Origin of the sequence: Microbacterium sp. CR_7 (genome assembly GCF_041954755.1) — a bacterium.
GTDB lineage: Bacteria > Actinomycetota > Actinomycetes > Actinomycetales > Microbacteriaceae > Microbacterium.
Genome location: NZ_JAVAYF010000001.1, coordinates 537,000 through 552,461 on the forward strand (window position 1 = coordinate 537,000; position 15,462 = coordinate 552,461).

Sequence of the window (15,462 nt, forward strand, 5' to 3'; positions counted from 1 at the left end):
ACACGAGAAGGGCACCGGGATCGCTCCCGGTGCCCTTCTCGTGTCGGTGTGCTTACGCGGCGATGTGCGAGACGAGGAACCAGCGGTCCTTCTCGAGGCCGCGCATGATCTCGATCGCGACGTCCTGGCTCGTCAGGTCGACCTCGTCGAGTCCGTCGATCGCGGCCTTCAGATCGACGAGGATCGCGTCGATGTCGGTGATGACCGCGCGCACCAGCTCGTCGGACTGCGTGAATCCGGCCGGCACGGAGGTGTCGCCGGCCTTACCTGCGACGGTGTTGACGCGTGCGTCGATCGGGAGTCCGAGGGCGACGATGCGCTCTGCAGCGGTGTCGGCGAAGTCGCCGGCGTGGGCGACGATCGTGTCGAGCAGCTCGTGCACGCCGACGAAGTTCGCGCCGCGCACGTGCCAGTGAGCCTGCTTGCCGTTGATCGTGAGGGCCTGGAGGCCGAGGACGACGGGGGAGAGGAACTGGGCGGCTGCGGCCGCGACGGTCGGGTCGCTGGCGGTGGTGGGAACGGTCTGTGCCTTGCTCATCGTGACTCCTCCGGGAGGTGGTTTCTCTACCTGATGATGACAACGCTACTCGTCTGGAATCATTCCGCAAGCAAGCGAAGGCTCGGCTTAGTGGCCCGGAATCACGCGGAAATCCGGGCGTGTGAGGGTAGTCTCGCCTTATGAGCATCGCAGCCGGCGCATCCGTCCTCGCCCTCGGCGACAAGGTCCCCTCGATCGCCCAGGCGACATTCGTCGCCGACGGTGCCCGTGTGGTCGGAGACGTGCGGATCGAACCGGGTGCGAGCGTTTGGTACAACGCCGTGCTCAGGGCGGACTCGGCGGAGATCGTCATCGGCGCGGGCAGCAACGTGCAGGACAACGTCGCGGTCCACGTGGATGCCGGACATCCCGTGCGGATCGGCGCGAAGGCGTCGATCGGGCACAACGCCGTCGTCCACGGATGCACGATCGGCGACGGATCCCTGATCGGCATGGGCGCAGTGGTGCTGAGCGGCGCCGTGATCGGCGCCGGATGCCTGATCGCCGGCGGGGCGGTCGTGCTGAGCGGCACGGAGGTGCCGGACGGGTCGCTCGTCGCAGGAGTGCCGGCGAAGGTGCGGCGAGCCCTCACAGAGGAAGAGCGCGAGGGGCTCATCGCCAACGCAGACATCTACCTCGGGCACCTGCGGACGCACGAGGACGCCTCTCCGGTGTGATCGCACCCGCCCGCTAGGCTGGTGTTCACGGGGCGGTGGCCAAGCTGGTTAAGGCAGTGGGCTCATAACCCAACGATCGCGGGTTCAAGTCCCGCCCGCCCTACTGTCGAATCCGCGCACAGACGAGTGTGTCAAGCCCTTGTCGCGACCGCTGGCGCCCTGGCACTCTGAAGGACGGAACGGCCGGGCTCACCCTGTCCGGTGCGTCCGGAATCTAGGAGGCATCATGACCATCGGCACCGGCGTCGTGCTCTTCGTGATCGGCGCGATCCTCGTGTTCGCCCTCAACATCCAGCTCGACTGGGTCGACCTCGACATGGTCGGTTACATCCTGATGGCGGCGGGCGCCCTCGTCTTCATCATCGGCCTGGTCCTGCTCGTCGCCCGTCGCGGTCGTAGCGACACGGTCGTCGAGCGCGATGTGATCTGACGCGGATCAGTCCGCTGTGGACTCGAGAGCTCCGGGGCCGGCTTCGATCGGCTCCGGGGTCTCGAGGTGCTCGTCGACGAGAGTGATGCCACCGCTGGAGTTGGCGGAGTGCGCGAGATCCTCGATCCATCGCCGGCTCAGCTCGGGGGTCTCGGGGTCCTGAAAGACGAAGCGCAGCGGGATCGACGGGTGGAGCCAGATGGTGGAACGACCGCTCGGCTGACCGTCGGGGTGACGCCAGGTGAGGGTGAAGCTCTCGTTACGCCGGAGCTTCGTGGCGACGACGACCTTCAGGTGCGCGAGAGCGCGGTCGTCGATCTGGATCGGCTCGGAGTCGCCGTAGTACAGAGAACCCATGTCTCGAAATCTAAACTGTGGCGAACCCTGCGCCGCGCCGTGGCGATGCGCCACGCCAGGCAAGCGAACAGGGTGTTCGCATCATGTCATCTCCTGTGCTTGCCCGCCGTCACCGACGGAAGCACGCCGAACGCCTCCCGGTAGGCCGCTGCGAAGCGCGACGGGTGCGCGAACCCCCACCGTCGGGCGATGGCAGCCACCGTGGTCGGCACCCCCGACCGGAGTTCTCGGTGAGCTCCGTCGAGACGCGCCTGTCGCAGGCACTCGGCCGGCGTGACATCGAGCGCACGCCGGAACGCATACTGCAATCCGCGCGTGGAGATGTGCACCGCGGTTGCCACATCGTCGACCGTGATCGGCCGGTGCGCGTTCTCGGCGATATAGGCGAGCGCTCTGCGCACTGTCGCGGGTGCCGGCGCGGTCTGAGGCGAGCGGGAGCGCCTGCTCAGGATGGTCGTCGGGAACGACGACAGCGTCGTGGTCGCCGCGTGCCGGGCGAGCTCCGCACGGAGCAGGACGTCGCCATCCTCCAGCTCCTGGATGCTGCGCTCGACGTAGTCGAACATGCGCTCCCACGTCGACGCTGCGGCGGCCGTGGAGGGGAAGAGGTCCGTGACGTGGAGTGCCATGGTGTCATCGCCGGTGAGGCGGCGCGCGAGCTGTTCGAGGGGCTCACGATCGAAGATCAGTGCTGTGACGCGAACACTCTGGTCCCAGTGCGCATGGACTCGTGGTCCGTCGGTCAGCCAGGGACGCGTTGGATCGAGATCCGACCTGTCGGAATGCAGACGAACGCCTGCCCCGTCGACGCGGCAGGCCAGAAACTGATCCTGAGGCTCAGCGGTGGAGTGGACGCGCGCGGCGAGGTCATAACGGACGATGCTCATGCCGGCGAGTTCTTCGGAGTGCCAGTCGAAGCGGAAGCGCTGGGGGTCGACGTCGTGCAGGATCGCCGAGGGGACGTACTGCCGCCAAGTCTCCTCGACTCTGGCCACGTCACGGGTGTGGAATCGCACGGGGGAGATCCTCTCTCAGGAGCGCGCTGTGGGGGCGCACCGGCCAGGTCCCGTCGATGGTGTCTTCGGGATCGATGCGGCCGATGCGGATGAAGTACTCGGTGAGGCTCGCTGCCTGGGAGCGGGCCCAGCCGATCTGCCTCTCGTGGAGCTCGGAGAGCGTCACGGGAAGCACGAACTGTCGGGCCAGCGCCTGGGCGATGCGACCGGCCGCGACGGCATCGGCGGAAGCATCGTGCGCGTCCTCGAGTGGCACCGCGTAATGCGCTGCGACGACCTGCAACGTGCGCTTACCGGGCCGATATCGATCATAAGCCTTGTCGATGACAAGCGGATCGATGACGGGGGACGGGTTCTCGAGCGCCGGGATGCCGTGCCGCCGTGCCTCGTGCGCGAGCAGAGAGAAATCGTACGAGGCGTTGTACGCGACGATCGGCACTCCCTGCGAGAGCAGCGAGGCGAGGGCTGCGGAGACCTGCGTCACCACCTCGAGTGCGGGGCGCCCCTGAGTCCGCGCGTGGGCGGTCGTGATCCCGTGCACGGCGGTCGCTCCGTCGGGGATGGGAATCCCGGGGTCGGCCATCCAGTTCCGTGCCGCGATCTCGACGCCGCGAGCGTCGAGCAGGCCGATGTGCGCGGTCACGATGCGATCGTGCTCGACGTCGACCCCGGTGGTCTCCAGATCGAACACCCCGACGCGGGTGATCCACTCGGGGATCGGGGCGTCACGGGGCATGGGATCACCGTAGAGCCGGCCACCGACATCCGGCGTGAAGGACACGGGAGCGCTCCCCGGCATCCGTAGACTCGAGGGATGACCGTCCCGTCGCCGTACGCCGACCGCCTGAGCCGATTGCCGGTGGAGAAGCACGCCGTCCGGGTGCGCGGCGCGGATACCGCCTACTGGGTGTACGGTCCGGCGGACGCCGAGGTCACCGTGATCGCGGTGCACGGATTCCGCGGCGACCATCACGGCCTCGAGTCCGTTCTCGCCTTCCTTCCCGAGGCGCGGGTCATCGCGCCCGACCTGCCGGGTTTCGGTGAGTCGGCTCCCGTCCCCGGGAAGACGTACGACCTCGACGAGTACGCCGCGTGGTTGCGTGATTTCGCCGCGCAGGTCGCTCCCGGAGCCGTCATCCTCGGCCACTCCTTCGGCTCGATCGTCACCTCCGCCGCCGTCGCCTCAGGGCTCTCGACCCCGAAGCTGATCCTGATCAATCCGATCGGTGCGCCGGCGCTCGAGGGTCCGAAGGGCGTCATGACGCGCCTCGCGGTGCTCTACTACGCGCTGGGCGCGAAGCTGCCGGAGCGGTTCGGCACCGCGCTGCTGAGGAACGGGCTGATCGTCCGGATCATGAGCATCGCCATGGCGAAGACCTCCGACCCGGCACTGCGACGATTCATCCACGACCAGCACGACACGTACTTCTCGCGCTTCGCCGACCGTGACGTGCTGCGGGACGCCTTCGTCGCGAGCGTGTCGCACGACGTGAGTCAGTTCGCGGCATCCATCGACGTCCCGACACTGCTGATCGCGGCGCAACGCGACGACATCACTCCGATCGAGGTCGAGCGAGAGCTCGTGCAGCGCTTCCCCGACGCGGAGCTCGTCGAGATCGCCCATGTGGGCCATCTGATCCACTACGAGACGCCGGCCGAGGCCGCCGGCGCGATCCGTCGCTTCCTCAGGATTCCCGTTTCGCGAGCCCGATGAGCCCGGCGACCCGGAACGGGATGACCTCGCCCATCGCGAGCGACGTCTCGGTGCGCTCGACCCCCTCGATCGACAGGATGCGGGCGTCGGTGTCGAACAGGTGACGGGCGTCGCGGCACGCGACCCGCGCCAGCAGGTCGATGGAGCCGCTGAGACCGTGGGCCTGCACGACTTCCGGAATGCGCGCGAGTTCGTTGATGATGCGCGGCAGCTCGGTCTGACGCACGCCGATGCTCACGAACGCCTGCAGCGGGAAACCGAGCACGTCGGTCGAGAACGACCTCTCGTAGGAGAGGAAGACGCCGGTCTGCTCGAGACGCGCCATGCGCGCCTGGATGGTGTTGCGCGAAAGGCCGAGGTTCTCGGCGAGCGCCACGATCGTGACTCGCGGATCATCGGCGAGCGCGGCGAGGAGTTCCAGATCGATGCGGTCGAGGCCAGCCATAGTGCCAAAGAGTAGCAGGGCCGGATTCCGCTGAATTGAGCAACATGCTCAAGCGCTCTTCCCTTGCTTGAGCGAGGTGATGAGCAGACGTACGCTCTGGTTAGCCGGTGACGATGCCGGCCCCGCGTGCCGCGCCCCACGAGGACGCCGCAAATGAGGAGGACGATGATGTCACCGCAGATCACCCCGATCGTCGACACCGCGCAGGATCTCGAGCTCGCCGAGCGCATCCTGACCCCCGACGGCGCGCGGATCCGCAACCCGCAGCTCGACCGCTTCGTCGCGGACGTCGACCCTGCTCAGCTGCGCGCGCTGCTCCGCGACATGGTCGTGCTCCGCCGTATCGACACCGAGGGCGTCGCCCTCCAGCGTCAGGGCCAGCTCGGCTTGTGGGCGCCGTGCCAGGGTCAGGAAGCCACGCAGATCGGCACGGCGCGTGCGCTGGCACCACAGGACTACGTGTTCCCGAGCTACCGGGAGACCGGCGTCATCTACGCGCGCGGCGCTCAGCCCGGTGACTACGTGCGCATGTGGCGCGGTGAGGAGGGCGCGGGGCACGACCCTGCAGCACTCCGCGTCGCGCCGCTGCAGATCATCATCGGGGCGCAGTCGCTGCACGCGGTCGGGTACGCCCTCGGCATCCGCCACGAAGGTGCCGACGAGGTGGCCGTCACCTACTTCGGCGACGGTGCGACGAGCCAGGGCGACGTGAACGAGGCGATGATCTTCGCGGCGTCGTATCAAGCGCCCGTCGTCTTTGTGTGTCAGAACAACCACTGGGCGATCTCAGAGCCGGTCGCGGTGCAGTCGCAGTACCCCATCGCGGGGAGGGCGCCGGGCTTCGGCATCCCGAGCCTGCGGGTGGACGGCAACGACGTGCTCGCCTGCCTGGCTGCGATGCGGTGGGCGCTCGACCACGCTCGGTCGGGCAAGGGCCCCGCCTACATCGAGGCCGTCACGTACCGGATGGGGCCGCACACCACGGCCGACGACCCGACGAGGTACCGCCCGTCCGAGGAGCTCGACGCGTGGCGTGACCGCGACCCGATCGCCCGTCTGGAGACCTACCTGCGGGGGATCGGCGAGCTCGGCGACGAGCATCTCGCCGAGACGCAGGCGGCGGCTGATGCCGTGGCGAAGGAGATGCGGGCGGAGTGCCTCAGCATGGTCACGCGCGAGCCCCTGGCGGTCTTCGACGGCGTGTACGCAGAGCCGCACGCCGGGCTCGAGCGCCAGCGCGACGAGTACGCGGCGTATCTCTCGACGTTCGAGGGCGAGGTCTGATCGTGGCGGAGCTCACTCTCGGGAAGGCTCTCGGGGCAGGATTGCGTCAGGCGATGCGCGACGACGACAGGGTCGTGCTGCTGGGCGAGGACATCGGGAAGCTCGGTGGGGTCTTCCGCATCACCGACGGGCTGCTGGACGAGTTCGGGCCGGCGCGCGTCATCGACACCCCGCTGGCGGAGTCCGGCATCGTCGGGATGGCCGTCGGACTCGCGTTCCGCGGATACCGCCCGGTCGTCGAGATCCAGTTCGACGGCTTCGTGTACCCGGCGTTCGACCAGATCGTCGCGCAGGTCGCGAAGCTGCACTACCGCACCCAGGGACGGGTGAGGATGCCGATCACGATCCGCATCCCGTGGGCGGGTGGCATCGGCGCCGCCGAACACCACTCGGAGTCGCCGGAGGCGTACTTCGTGCACACGGCGGGCCTGCGCGTGATCGCCGTCTCGAATCCGGAAGACGCCTATCGCAGCCTTCGGCAGGCGATCGCGAGCGACGACCCGGTGATCTTCTTCGAGCCCAAGCGCCTGTACCACCACAAGGGCGAGGTCGACCTCGAGGCGCCCCTCGCGGACGCTGCGCCGATGGGACTCGCGCGCGTCGTGAGACCAGGCACGGATGCCACGCTCATCACCTACGGGGCGATGGTGGGCACCGCGCTGCAGGCCGCCGATGCCGCGGAGGACGAGGGCGTCTCGCTCGAGGTGATAGACCTGCGCTCGCTGTCGCCCGTCGATTACGACTCCGTGGCTGCATCGGTGCGCAAGACGGGACGCGTGGTCGTCGCGCACGAGGCCTCCCGCGAGGCGGGTGTGGCCGCCGAGGTCATCGCGAGCATCACCGAACGCTGCTTCGAATACCTCGAGTCGGCGCCGCTGCGGGTGACGGGTCACGACATCCCGTACCCGCCCGCGAAGCTCGAGAAGCACCACCTCCCCGACCTCGACCGGCTGCTCGACGCGGTCGACCGGGTCATGGACCGACCGAACAGCCTGACGGGGGCCGACGCATGATCGCAGAGTTCCGCCTTCCCGACCTGGGCGAGGGCCTGACCGAGGCCGAGGTCGTGCAGTGGCTCGTCTCCCCGGGCGACCCCGTCGCGTTGAACCAGACCCTGGCCGAGGTCGAGACCGCGAAGGCCGTCGTCGAATTGCCCTCGCCGTACGAGGGCACCGTCTCGACTCTGCATGCCGAGGCGGGGGAGACCGTGGCCGTCGGGGCGCCTCTCATCGCGTTCGACGTGGAAGGCGGGGATGCGACGGCAACCGCGCCTGAGCAGCCCGCTACCGCGGAGGCCGAGGAGAAGGCGCAGCCCAACCTCGTCGGCTACGGTGCGGCACCCACGGCATCCGGCCGCCCCGCGCGTCGCGCGCGTCGTGGGGGAGCGGCGCGGCCCGCCGACACCGCCGTGCTCGAGGCGGCGCCGCACGACGCCACGCCCTCGCTGTCGTCGGAGACGGTCGTCGAGCGACCGCGCTCCACTCCGCCGGTGCGCGCGCACGCGAAGCGCCTCGGCGTCGACCTGGTGCTGATCGCCGCGGAGGTCGGTGACCGGCTCATCACCCGTGCCGACGTCGACGCCTACGCGGCCCGCGTCGGAGCGGCGCCGGTCATGGCTCCGCCGTCGACGACGGCGGCGTCGGCGTCGGCGGTACCGGACAGTCCGGCCGGGCTCGGCGCGCGGGACCGCGAGACGCGCATCCCGATCCGCGGAGTCCGCAAGCACACCGCGGCCGCCATGGTGCAGAGCGCGTTCACGGCGCCGCACGTCACGGTCTTCCACACGGTCGATGTGACCGCGACCATGGACCTCGTCGCCTCGCTGCGGGAGGATCGGCGCTTGGCCGAGCATCGGATCGGACCGCTGGCCGTGGTCGCAAAGGCCGTGTGCATGGCTCTGCCGCGCACACCGGGCCTCAACTCCCGGTGGGACGAGCAGGCGGGCGAGATCGTCGAGCACGGGTACGTCGACCTCGGCATCGCCGCGGCGACCGACCGCGGTCTCATCGTCCCGCACATCCGCGAGGCCCAGTCGCTCACGCTCACGCAGCTGGCCGACGCGATCGGCGCCCTGGCGAGCACGGCACGGTCAGGCAAGACATCACCGGCTGAGCTCGCCGGCGGCACCTTCTCGATCTCGAACATCGGCGTGTTCGGCGTCGACGCCGGCACCCCGATCCTGCCGCCGGGGCAATCGGGCATCCTCGCGGTCGGTGCTGTCCGGCGACAGCCCTGGGAGTACCGCGGCGAGATCGCGCTGCGGCAGCTGATGACGCTGAGCCTCTCGTTCGACCATCGGCTGGTGGACGGCGCGGAGGGTGCGCGCTTCCTCAAGGACGTCGCCGACGTTTTGGAGGAGCCGGGTCGCGCGATGCTGTTCAGCTAGGTGCACGCAGCGCTGCCTCCGCCATCGCCCCGAGAACCGACGCGGTGGTGGAGCGGCGCCGTGACGCGGACCGCGTGCTGTGCGGAGTGGAGTTGATGAGGCCGAAGCAGGCCTGCACGCGCAGCCGCAGCTCGTCGGAATCCGCATCGACGAGGGGCGCGAGCGTGCGGATCCACAGTTCGATGTAGGCGCGCTGCAGGCGCCGGACCTCGGCGTGGTCGCTCGCGGCGAGTTGTACGACGTCGCGGTCGTGCACGCGGATCACGTCGGCGTGGCCGAGCGCGAACTCCACGTGGAACGCGATCAGCGCCCGCATCCTCTCCGCGTCGTCCGCCGCCTTCGCCGCGACGTCGGTGCCACCCGAGACGAGGTCGTCGCTGACCTTGACCAGCACGGCGCCCAGCAGAGCCTGCTTGCCCGCGAAGTGACGGTACACGGCGGGTCCGGACACGCCGACGGCCGCACCGATGTCCTCCAGGCTCACGCCGTTGTAGCCGCGCTCGGCGAAGAGGCGCGCGGCCTCGCGGAGGATGGCGTCGGAGCGCTCGGCTTTCGCTCGATCTCGGGCCGTCACAGGGGTTGTCATCTCAGTTAATCCTCGCTAACCTGATGCCATCGGTTAGTGAACACTAACCGAAAGCGCATCGAGCGCGCCAGATCGTTACCGAGGCGCGATGTGGGTCGAGGAGGACAACACGATGCCCGTAACCCAGGAGACCCTGGCCGACGAACTGCGCGAGCGCCTCGCGGCCGCCGCACTCGGCGGATCGGAGTCCTCGCGACAGAGGCACGTCGCCCGGGGGAAGCTGCTCCCGCGAGACCGCGTCGCGCGGCTTCTCGACGAGGGCAGTCCCTTCGTGGAGATCGCGCCGCTCGCCGCCGACGGTCTGTACGACGGCGAAGCACCGGGGGCCGGTGTGATCGCGGGCATCGGCCTCGTCCACGGTCGGCACGTGATGGTCGTCTGCAACGACGCCACCGTCAAGGGCGGCACCTATCTGCCCCTCACCGTGAAGAAGCACCTGCGCGCGCAGGAGATCGCGCTCGAGAACAGGCTGCCCTGCCTCTACCTCGTCGACTCGGGGGGTGCGTTCCTGCCGAAGCAGGACGAGGTGTTCCCCGACCGCGAGCACTTCGGCCGCATCTTCTACAACCAGGCGCGGATGTCGGCGGAGGGCGTCCCGCAGCTGGCCGCCGTGCTCGGCTCCTGCACCGCGGGCGGCGCCTACGTGCCGGCCATGAGCGATGAGACCGTCATCGTCCGCAACCAGGGGACGATCTTTCTCGGCGGTCCGCCCCTCGTGAAAGCCGCGATCGGCGAGGTCGTGACGGCTGAGGAGCTCGGCGGCGGCGAACTGCACGCCCGTCGCAGCGGGGTCGTCGACCACCTCGCCGATGACGACGAGCACGCACTCGAGATCCTGCGCGACATCGTCGCCACGCTTCCCGCTCCTGCGGCGCCGGCGTGGGAGGTGCACGAGAGCAGGCCCCCCTCCGAACTCGGCTCGCTGTACGACGTCGTGCCGGTCGATGTGAACGAGGCGTACGACGTGCACGTGGTCATCGACCGCCTCGTCGACGGAGACAGCTTCCGCGAGTTCAAGGCCGAGTACGGCACCACGCTCGTCACCGGTTTCGCCCGGCTGCACGGCCACCCGGTGGGCATCGTCGCCAACAACGGCGTGCTCTTCAGCGAGTCGGCTCTCAAGGGCGCCCACTTCATCGAGCTCTGCGACCAGCGCGGCATCCCCCTGCTGTTCCTGCAGAACATCACCGGCTTCATGGTCGGATCGGATGCCGAGGCCGGCGGCATCGCGAAAGACGGCGCGAAGATGGTGACGGCCGTCGCGAGCACCAGGGTGCCGAAGCTCACCGTGATCGTCGGCGGCTCGTTCGGCGCCGGCAACTACTCCATGTGCGGACGCGCCTACTCTCCCCGGTTCCTGTGGACCTGGCCGGCCAGTCGGATCTCCGTCATGGGCGGCGCCCAGGCGGCGTCCGTCCTCGCCACGGTGAAGGAGGACCAGCTCGCCGCTCGAGGCGAGTCGTGGAGCGCCGATGAGCGTTCCGCCTTCCAGCAGCCGATCCGCGAGCAGTACGAGACGCAGGGCGAGCCGTACTACGCGACGGCACGGCTCTGGGACGACGGCATCATCGATCCCGCGCAGACCCGCGATCTCCTCGGTCTCGCGCTCGACGTCGTCGCCCGCACCCCGCTGCCCGAGCCCCGCTTCGGCCTCTTCAGGATGTGACCGCCATGTCGACGACCCCGTACTTCTCCACCGTCCTCGTCGCGAACCGCGGCGAGATCGCCCGGCGCGTCATCCGCACGCTGCGGGCCCTCGGCATCCGCAGCATCGCGGTGTACAGCGATGCCGACGCCGAGGCGCCCCACGTCAGCGAGGCCGACGACGCCGTGCGGATCGGACCTCCTCCGGCCGCCGAGTCCTACCTCGACATCGACGCCGTGATCGCGGCCGCACGGAGCACCGGCGCCCAGGCGATCCACCCCGGTTACGGCTTCCTGTCGGAGAGCGTGGGTCTCGCAGAGGCGTGCGCCGAGAGCGGCATCGTCTTCATCGGACCCGGTGTCGATGCGCTGCAGATCATGGGAGACAAGGCGCGAGCCCGCGACCACGTCATGCGCTCGGGCGTCCCCGTGGTGCCGGGCTTCGACGCCCGCGGGCTGTCGGACCGGGAGATCGCCGACGAGGCGGGATCCGTCGGCTTCCCCCTGCTCGTGAAGCCCAGCGCCGGCGGCGGAGGCAAGGGCATGGAGGTGGTCGCTGATGCCGACGGCCTCGCACCGGCCCTCGCCTCGGCGCGTCGCGTCGCGAAGGCGGCCTTCGGCGACGACTCACTCATCCTCGAGCGGCTGATCCGCAGGCCCCGCCACATCGAGGTGCAGGTCTTCGGGGACGCACACGGAACGGTCATCGCACTCGGCGAGCGCGAGTGCACCCTTCAGCGCCGCCACCAGAAGGTCATCGAGGAGGCGCCGTCGGCGGGCATCCCCGAGACCACGAGGCAGACTCTCCTCGAAGCCGCCGTGCAGGCAGCGGAGAGCGTCTCGTACGTGGGCGCCGGCACGGTGGAGTTCCTCGTCGACGCCGACGCGCCGGACGACGTGTTCTTCATCGAGATGAACACGCGGCTGCAGGTGGAGCATCCCGTCACGGAGGAGGTCACGGGCCTCGACCTGGTGGAGCTGCAGCTGCGTGTCGCGGCGGGCGGCAGGCTGGGTCCGGCTCCGGAGCTGACCGGTCACGCGGTCGAGGCGCGGGTCTACGCCGAGTCTCCGCACCGCGGGTTCCTCCCGTCGACGGGACGGGTTCTGCTGTTCCAGCCGCCCGCCGGTGTGCGGGTGGATGCTGCGGTGGAGTCGGGCTCCGAGGTGTCGGGCTTCTACGATCCGATGATCGCGAAGGTCATCGCCGTGGCGCCCGACAGGGAGACGGCCCTGCGCCGGCTCGACGAGGGTCTCGCTGCGACCGTCGTGCTCGGCGTGGAGACGAACATCGAGTTCCTCCGCCAGCTCTGCCGCGACCCGCGAGTCGTCGAGGGAGACCTCGACACGGGCATCATCGAGACGCTTCTACCCGTCGTGGCCGAGCCGCCCTCACCCGCCATGCTCGCCGCCGCCCGTGCGGCCGTGCTGGCGGCCCGCGACGAGAAGGCCGACCGCGCGGGGCGCGCAGGCAGCGTGTGGGCGGCACTCTCCGATCCGCGGCGGCGCGCTCTCGCCTTCCTCACGGACGAGGGTGAGGTGATCGACGGCGTCGAGGGTACGAGCGGCCCCGGCGTCTCGACCGCGATCGGTGCCGATGGCGCGGTGTGGGTGAGCGAGGCCGGGCGATCCGTCCGACTCGCGCCGCTCGACAGACGGGCCACGACCATGAGGCGCCTGCGGACGCGCGACGAGGGCGCGGCGGGAGCAGGGCCCGAGGGCCGTGCGCCCATGCCGGGCAGCGTCGTGGCCGTGCACGTCGTCGACGGAGCGACGGTGAAGGCGGGCGACCCGCTCGTCTCCATCGAGGCGATGAAGATGGAGCACCCGGTGCTCGCCCCGCAGGACGGCACCGTGCACGTGCTCGTCACCGTGGGGGACCAGGTTCGACGCGACCAGCCGGTGGCGCGAGTGACGGAGGAGAACGAATGATGGATCAGCTGACCGAGGAGGAGCGCGAGCTCGCCGCGATGGTGCGGGAGTTCGCCGACACCGTCGTCGCGCCCCAGTCGTACGAGGCGGACCGCACGCACACCCTGTCGATGGACGTCGTCGCGGCGATGGGCGATCTCGGCCTGTTCGGCCTCCCGTTCCCCGAGGAGTACGGCGGACAGGGCGGCGACTACATGGCGCTCGGCATCGCCATCGAGGCGCTCGGCCGCGTCGACCAGTCGATCGCCATCACCCTGGAGGCGGGGGTCAGCCTCGGCGCCATGCCGATCTTCCGCTTCGGCACCGAGGAGCAGAAGCGGGAGCTCCTTCCCGACCTCCTGGCCGGACGCGCTCTCGCCGGCTTCGGCCTCACCGAACCCGAGGCGGGCAGCGACGCCGGCGCCACGCGCACCACGGCCCGTCTCGAGGGCGAGGAATGGGTGATCGACGGCTCCAAGCAGTTCATCACGAACTCCGGGACGCCGATCACCCGGTTCGTCACGGTGACCGCCGTCACCGGTCAGGCCGACGGGCGCAAGGAGATCTCGACGATCATCGTGCCCAACGGCACTCCCGGATTCACGGTCGAGGCCCCCTACGACAAGGTCGGCTGGAACGCGTCCGACACGCATCCCCTCACCTTCGACGGCGTCCGCGTGCCGGCGGCGAATCTGGTGGGCGAGCGGGGGAGCGGCTTCCGCAACTTCCTCAGCATCCTCGACGAGGGGCGGATCGCGATCGCCGCGCTGTCGACCGGCGCCGCGGAGGGATGCCTCGAAGCCGCCGTCGACTACGCGAAGAGCCGCACGATCTTCGGCAGCGCGCTCAGCACGCGGCAGAACGCGCAGTTCACGCTCGCCCGCATGCGCGCCCGCGTGCACACCGCTCGCCTTGCCTGGCACCACGCTACCCGTCTGCGCGACGCAGGGCGTCCGTTCGCCGAGCAGGCAGCGATCGCGAAGCTCGTCGCCGGCGAGGCGGCGATGGACAACGCGCGCGACGCGACGCAGATCTTCGGCGGGAACGGCTTCATGAACGAGTTCCCGGTCGCGAGGCACTACCGGGACTCGAAGATCCTCGAGATCGGCGAGGGGACGACCGAGGTGCAGCTGCTCGTGATCGCGCGCGCCCTCGGGCTCGCCGGGTAGCGTGGCGGCATGACCACGCACGACATCGTCCAGCGCGGGCTGTACTTCGAGGAGTTCGAGGTTGACGCCCGCTACCTGCACCGCCCGGGGCGCACCGCGACCGAGGCCGACAACGTGCTGTTCACCACGCTCACCATGAACACGCAGGCGCTGCACCTCGACGCGGCGTTCGCCGACGCACGGGAGCCCTTCCACGCGCGCCTCATGAACTCGATGTGGACGCTGTCGACGATGGTCGGCTCGTCCGTCGCCCAGCTGACGCAGGAAACCCTCGTGGCGCAGCTCGGGTTCGGTGAGATCGCGTTCCCGCATCCGCTCTTCGCCGGCGACACCCTCTACACCGAGAGCGTGGTCTCCGCGAAGCGGCTGTCCGGCTCGCGCCCCGGCCAGGGCATCGTGTCGATCGCCCACACCGGTCGCAATCAGGACGACGTCGTCGTCGCGACCGCCACACGGTCGGTGCTCGTGCGCTGCCGTCCGGAGGAGGAGACCCGATGACGTTCCAGCTCGGACCGGCTCTGCTGTTCTGCCCAGCCGATCGTCCGGAGCGTTTCGAGGGCGCGCTCCGGAAGGCGGATGCGGTGATCCTCGACCTCGAGGACGCGGTGCTGCCGGACGCCAAGGTCGCGGCCCGGGGAAACCTCGTCGACGCGCACCTCGATCCCGACCGCGTGATCGTGCGGGTGAACTCGGCCGAATCGGCGGAGTTCGTGTCGGATCTCGCGACGCTGAACCAGACAGACTTCCGGCGCGTGATGGTGGCGAAGACCGAAGACCCCGAGGCGCTGTCTGCCTTCGATGAGCGTTTCGAGCTGATCGCGCTGTGCGAGACGGCCCGCGGGGTGCAGGCCGCGGACCGCATCGCCGCCCATCCCCGCGTGATCGCGATGATGTGGGGTGCGGAGGACCTCGTCGCCTCGCTGGGCGGAACCTCGAGTCGGACGGATGCCGGGGGCTACCGCGACATCGCCCGCTACGCACGGTCGCGGGTGCTCCTGGAAGCGGGCGCGCAGGGCAAGGCGGCGATCGACGCCGTGCACATCGACATCGACGACATCGCGGGGCTCGAATCCGAGGCCCGGGATGCCGCGGCGTCGGGCTTCGCTGCGACCGCGTGCATCCACCCGAGTCAGGTCGCGGTCATCCGGGCTGCGTATGCGCCGGACGTCGAGACGGTCGAGTGGGCCGGCGCCGTGGTGAGCGCGGCGGAGTCGGAGCGAGGCGTCTTCCGGTTCCGCGGGCGGATGATCGACGAGCCGGTGCTGCGGCACGCGCGGTCGATCCTCGCCCGCGCGCGCTGAGCGGAGT

At 69.7% G+C, this 15,462-nt stretch carries 17 protein-coding genes and 1 tRNA gene; 12 read left to right on the forward strand and 6 right to left on the reverse strand.

Features of this window, described 5'->3' with window-relative positions:
• Positions 1–52: 52 nt before the first annotated feature.
• On the reverse strand, positions 53–538 hold the full coding sequence (locus RAC81_RS02575) for a Dps family protein (protein WP_096716027.1): 486 nt from the start codon (positions 536–538) through the stop codon (positions 53–55).
• A gap of 140 nt (positions 539–678) precedes the next feature.
• Here RAC81_RS02575 and RAC81_RS02580 point away from each other — a divergent pair, with 140 nt between their 5' ends.
• From RAC81_RS02580 to RAC81_RS02590, 3 genes are all read left to right on the forward strand, one after another.
• Positions 679–1,215 (forward strand): gamma carbonic anhydrase family protein, encoded by a 537-nt coding sequence (locus tag RAC81_RS02580; RefSeq protein WP_375080866.1) that lies wholly within the window; start codon positions 679–681, stop codon positions 1,213–1,215.
• Positions 1,216–1,244: 29 nt separating this feature from the next.
• A tRNA-Ile gene (locus tag RAC81_RS02585) sits at positions 1,245–1,318 on the forward strand.
• Between the two features lie 123 nt (positions 1,319–1,441).
• Entirely contained in the window at positions 1,442–1,645 is a 204-nt protein-coding gene (locus RAC81_RS02590) for a DUF6458 family protein (protein ID WP_375080867.1), read from the forward strand.
• 6 nt (positions 1,646–1,651) lie between these two features.
• Here the strand turns inward: RAC81_RS02590 and RAC81_RS02595 are convergent, their stop codons facing one another.
• From RAC81_RS02595 to RAC81_RS02605, 3 genes are all read right to left on the reverse strand, one after another.
• On the reverse strand, positions 1,652–2,002 hold the full coding sequence (locus RAC81_RS02595) for a hypothetical protein (protein WP_375080868.1): 351 nt from the start codon (positions 2,000–2,002) through the stop codon (positions 1,652–1,654).
• 86 nt (positions 2,003–2,088) lie between these two features.
• Positions 2,089–3,018, reverse strand: a complete 930-nt coding sequence (locus tag RAC81_RS02600; RefSeq protein WP_375080869.1) for a helix-turn-helix transcriptional regulator — start codon at positions 3,016–3,018, stop codon at positions 2,089–2,091.
• On the reverse strand, positions 2,999–3,754 hold the full coding sequence (locus RAC81_RS02605) for a 3'-5' exonuclease (protein WP_375080870.1): 756 nt from the start codon (positions 3,752–3,754) through the stop codon (positions 2,999–3,001). The genes RAC81_RS02600 and RAC81_RS02605 overlap by 20 nt, the downstream gene beginning before the upstream one ends.
• 78 nt (positions 3,755–3,832) lie before the next feature.
• Between RAC81_RS02605 and RAC81_RS02610 the strand changes: the two genes are divergently transcribed.
• The gene (locus tag RAC81_RS02610) at positions 3,833–4,732 is read left to right on the forward strand and encodes an alpha/beta fold hydrolase (protein ID WP_375080871.1); all 900 of its coding nucleotides are present in this window, start codon (positions 3,833–3,835) and stop codon (positions 4,730–4,732) included.
• Here the strand turns inward: RAC81_RS02610 and RAC81_RS02615 are convergent.
• Positions 4,704–5,177 (reverse strand): Lrp/AsnC family transcriptional regulator, encoded by a 474-nt coding sequence (locus tag RAC81_RS02615; RefSeq protein WP_096716033.1) that lies wholly within the window; start codon positions 5,175–5,177, stop codon positions 4,704–4,706. The two genes, RAC81_RS02610 and RAC81_RS02615, sit on opposite strands and share 29 nt — an antisense overlap.
• Positions 5,178–5,345: 168 nt before the next feature.
• Between RAC81_RS02615 and pdhA the strand changes: the two genes are divergently transcribed.
• The 3 genes from pdhA to RAC81_RS02630 are packed head-to-tail and all read left to right on the forward strand — an operon-like array spanning position 5,346 to position 8,847.
• Positions 5,346–6,461 carry a pyruvate dehydrogenase (acetyl-transferring) E1 component subunit alpha gene (gene pdhA, locus RAC81_RS02620; protein WP_375080990.1) on the forward strand — a complete coding sequence of 372 codons (1,116 nt, stop codon included), beginning with the start codon at positions 5,346–5,348 and terminating at the stop codon, positions 6,459–6,461.
• Between the two features lie 2 nt (positions 6,462–6,463).
• Entirely contained in the window at positions 6,464–7,474 is a 1,011-nt protein-coding gene (locus tag RAC81_RS02625) for an alpha-ketoacid dehydrogenase subunit beta (RefSeq protein ID WP_375080872.1), read from the forward strand.
• Positions 7,471–8,847 carry a dihydrolipoamide acetyltransferase family protein gene (locus RAC81_RS02630; protein WP_375080873.1) on the forward strand — a complete coding sequence of 459 codons (1,377 nt, stop codon included), beginning with the start codon at positions 7,471–7,473 and terminating at the stop codon, positions 8,845–8,847. The genes RAC81_RS02625 and RAC81_RS02630 overlap by 4 nt, the downstream gene beginning before the upstream one ends.
• On the opposite strand, the gene RAC81_RS02635 is transcribed toward RAC81_RS02630, so the two are convergent.
• Positions 8,840–9,433, reverse strand: coding sequence for a TetR/AcrR family transcriptional regulator (locus RAC81_RS02635; RefSeq protein WP_375080874.1), 594 nt, complete (start codon positions 9,431–9,433; stop codon positions 8,840–8,842). The two genes, RAC81_RS02630 and RAC81_RS02635, sit on opposite strands and share 8 nt — an antisense overlap.
• An 88-nt stretch (positions 9,434–9,521) precedes the next feature.
• On the opposite strand from RAC81_RS02635, the gene RAC81_RS02640 reads away from it, so the two are divergent.
• From RAC81_RS02640 to RAC81_RS02660, 5 genes are read left to right on the forward strand one after another with little or no spacing between them, the layout of a single operon-like run.
• On the forward strand, positions 9,522–11,099 hold the full coding sequence (locus RAC81_RS02640; protein ID WP_375080875.1) for a carboxyl transferase domain-containing protein: 1,578 nt from the start codon (positions 9,522–9,524) through the stop codon (positions 11,097–11,099).
• Positions 11,100–11,104: 5 nt separating this feature from the next.
• Positions 11,105–13,006 (forward strand): biotin carboxylase N-terminal domain-containing protein, encoded by a 1,902-nt coding sequence (locus RAC81_RS02645; protein ID WP_375080876.1) that lies wholly within the window; start codon positions 11,105–11,107, stop codon positions 13,004–13,006.
• Positions 13,006–14,154 carry an acyl-CoA dehydrogenase family protein gene (locus RAC81_RS02650; RefSeq protein ID WP_375080991.1) on the forward strand — a complete coding sequence of 383 codons (1,149 nt, stop codon included), beginning with the start codon at positions 13,006–13,008 and terminating at the stop codon, positions 14,152–14,154. Before RAC81_RS02645 ends, RAC81_RS02650 begins: the two co-directional genes overlap by 1 nt.
• Before the next feature lie 9 nt (positions 14,155–14,163).
• Positions 14,164–14,652 carry a MaoC family dehydratase gene (locus tag RAC81_RS02655; RefSeq protein WP_375080877.1) on the forward strand — a complete coding sequence of 163 codons (489 nt, stop codon included), beginning with the start codon at positions 14,164–14,166 and terminating at the stop codon, positions 14,650–14,652.
• Positions 14,649–15,455, forward strand: coding sequence for an HpcH/HpaI aldolase/citrate lyase family protein (locus RAC81_RS02660; protein ID WP_375080878.1), 807 nt, complete (start codon positions 14,649–14,651; stop codon positions 15,453–15,455). Before RAC81_RS02655 ends, RAC81_RS02660 begins: the two co-directional genes overlap by 4 nt.
• Positions 15,456–15,462 lie beyond the last annotated feature (7 nt).

Bases quoted from the DNA above. Each gene is read 5' to 3' on its own strand.
- RAC81_RS02655 (WP_375080877.1), top strand. From the start codon at position 14,164: ATGACCACGCACGACATCGTCCAGCGCGGGCTGTACTTCGAGGAGTTC.
- RAC81_RS02590 (WP_375080867.1), top strand. From the start codon at position 1,442: ATGACCATCGGCACCGGCGTCGTGCTCTTCGTGATCGGCGCGATCCTC.
- RAC81_RS02605 (WP_375080870.1), bottom strand. From the start codon at position 3,754: ATGCCCCGTGACGCCCCGATCCCCGAGTGGATCACCCGCGTCGGGGTG.
- RAC81_RS02630 (WP_375080873.1), top strand. From the start codon at position 7,471: ATGATCGCAGAGTTCCGCCTTCCCGACCTGGGCGAGGGCCTGACCGAG.
- RAC81_RS02595 (WP_375080868.1), bottom strand. From the start codon at position 2,002: ATGGGTTCTCTGTACTACGGCGACTCCGAGCCGATCCAGATCGACGAC.
- RAC81_RS02580 (WP_375080866.1), top strand. From the start codon at position 679: ATGAGCATCGCAGCCGGCGCATCCGTCCTCGCCCTCGGCGACAAGGTC.
- pdhA (WP_375080990.1), top strand. From the start codon at position 5,346: ATGTCACCGCAGATCACCCCGATCGTCGACACCGCGCAGGATCTCGAG.
- RAC81_RS02635 (WP_375080874.1), bottom strand. From the start codon at position 9,433: ATGACAACCCCTGTGACGGCCCGAGATCGAGCGAAAGCCGAGCGCTCC.
- RAC81_RS02650 (WP_375080991.1), top strand. From the start codon at position 13,006: ATGGATCAGCTGACCGAGGAGGAGCGCGAGCTCGCCGCGATGGTGCGG.
- RAC81_RS02640 (WP_375080875.1), top strand. From the start codon at position 9,522: ATGTGGGTCGAGGAGGACAACACGATGCCCGTAACCCAGGAGACCCTG.
- RAC81_RS02615 (WP_096716033.1), bottom strand. From the start codon at position 5,177: ATGGCTGGCCTCGACCGCATCGATCTGGAACTCCTCGCCGCGCTCGCC.
- RAC81_RS02645 (WP_375080876.1), top strand. From the start codon at position 11,105: ATGTCGACGACCCCGTACTTCTCCACCGTCCTCGTCGCGAACCGCGGC.
- RAC81_RS02575 (WP_096716027.1), bottom strand. From the start codon at position 538: ATGAGCAAGGCACAGACCGTTCCCACCACCGCCAGCGACCCGACCGTC.
- RAC81_RS02660 (WP_375080878.1), top strand. From the start codon at position 14,649: ATGACGTTCCAGCTCGGACCGGCTCTGCTGTTCTGCCCAGCCGATCGT.
- RAC81_RS02610 (WP_375080871.1), top strand. From the start codon at position 3,833: ATGACCGTCCCGTCGCCGTACGCCGACCGCCTGAGCCGATTGCCGGTG.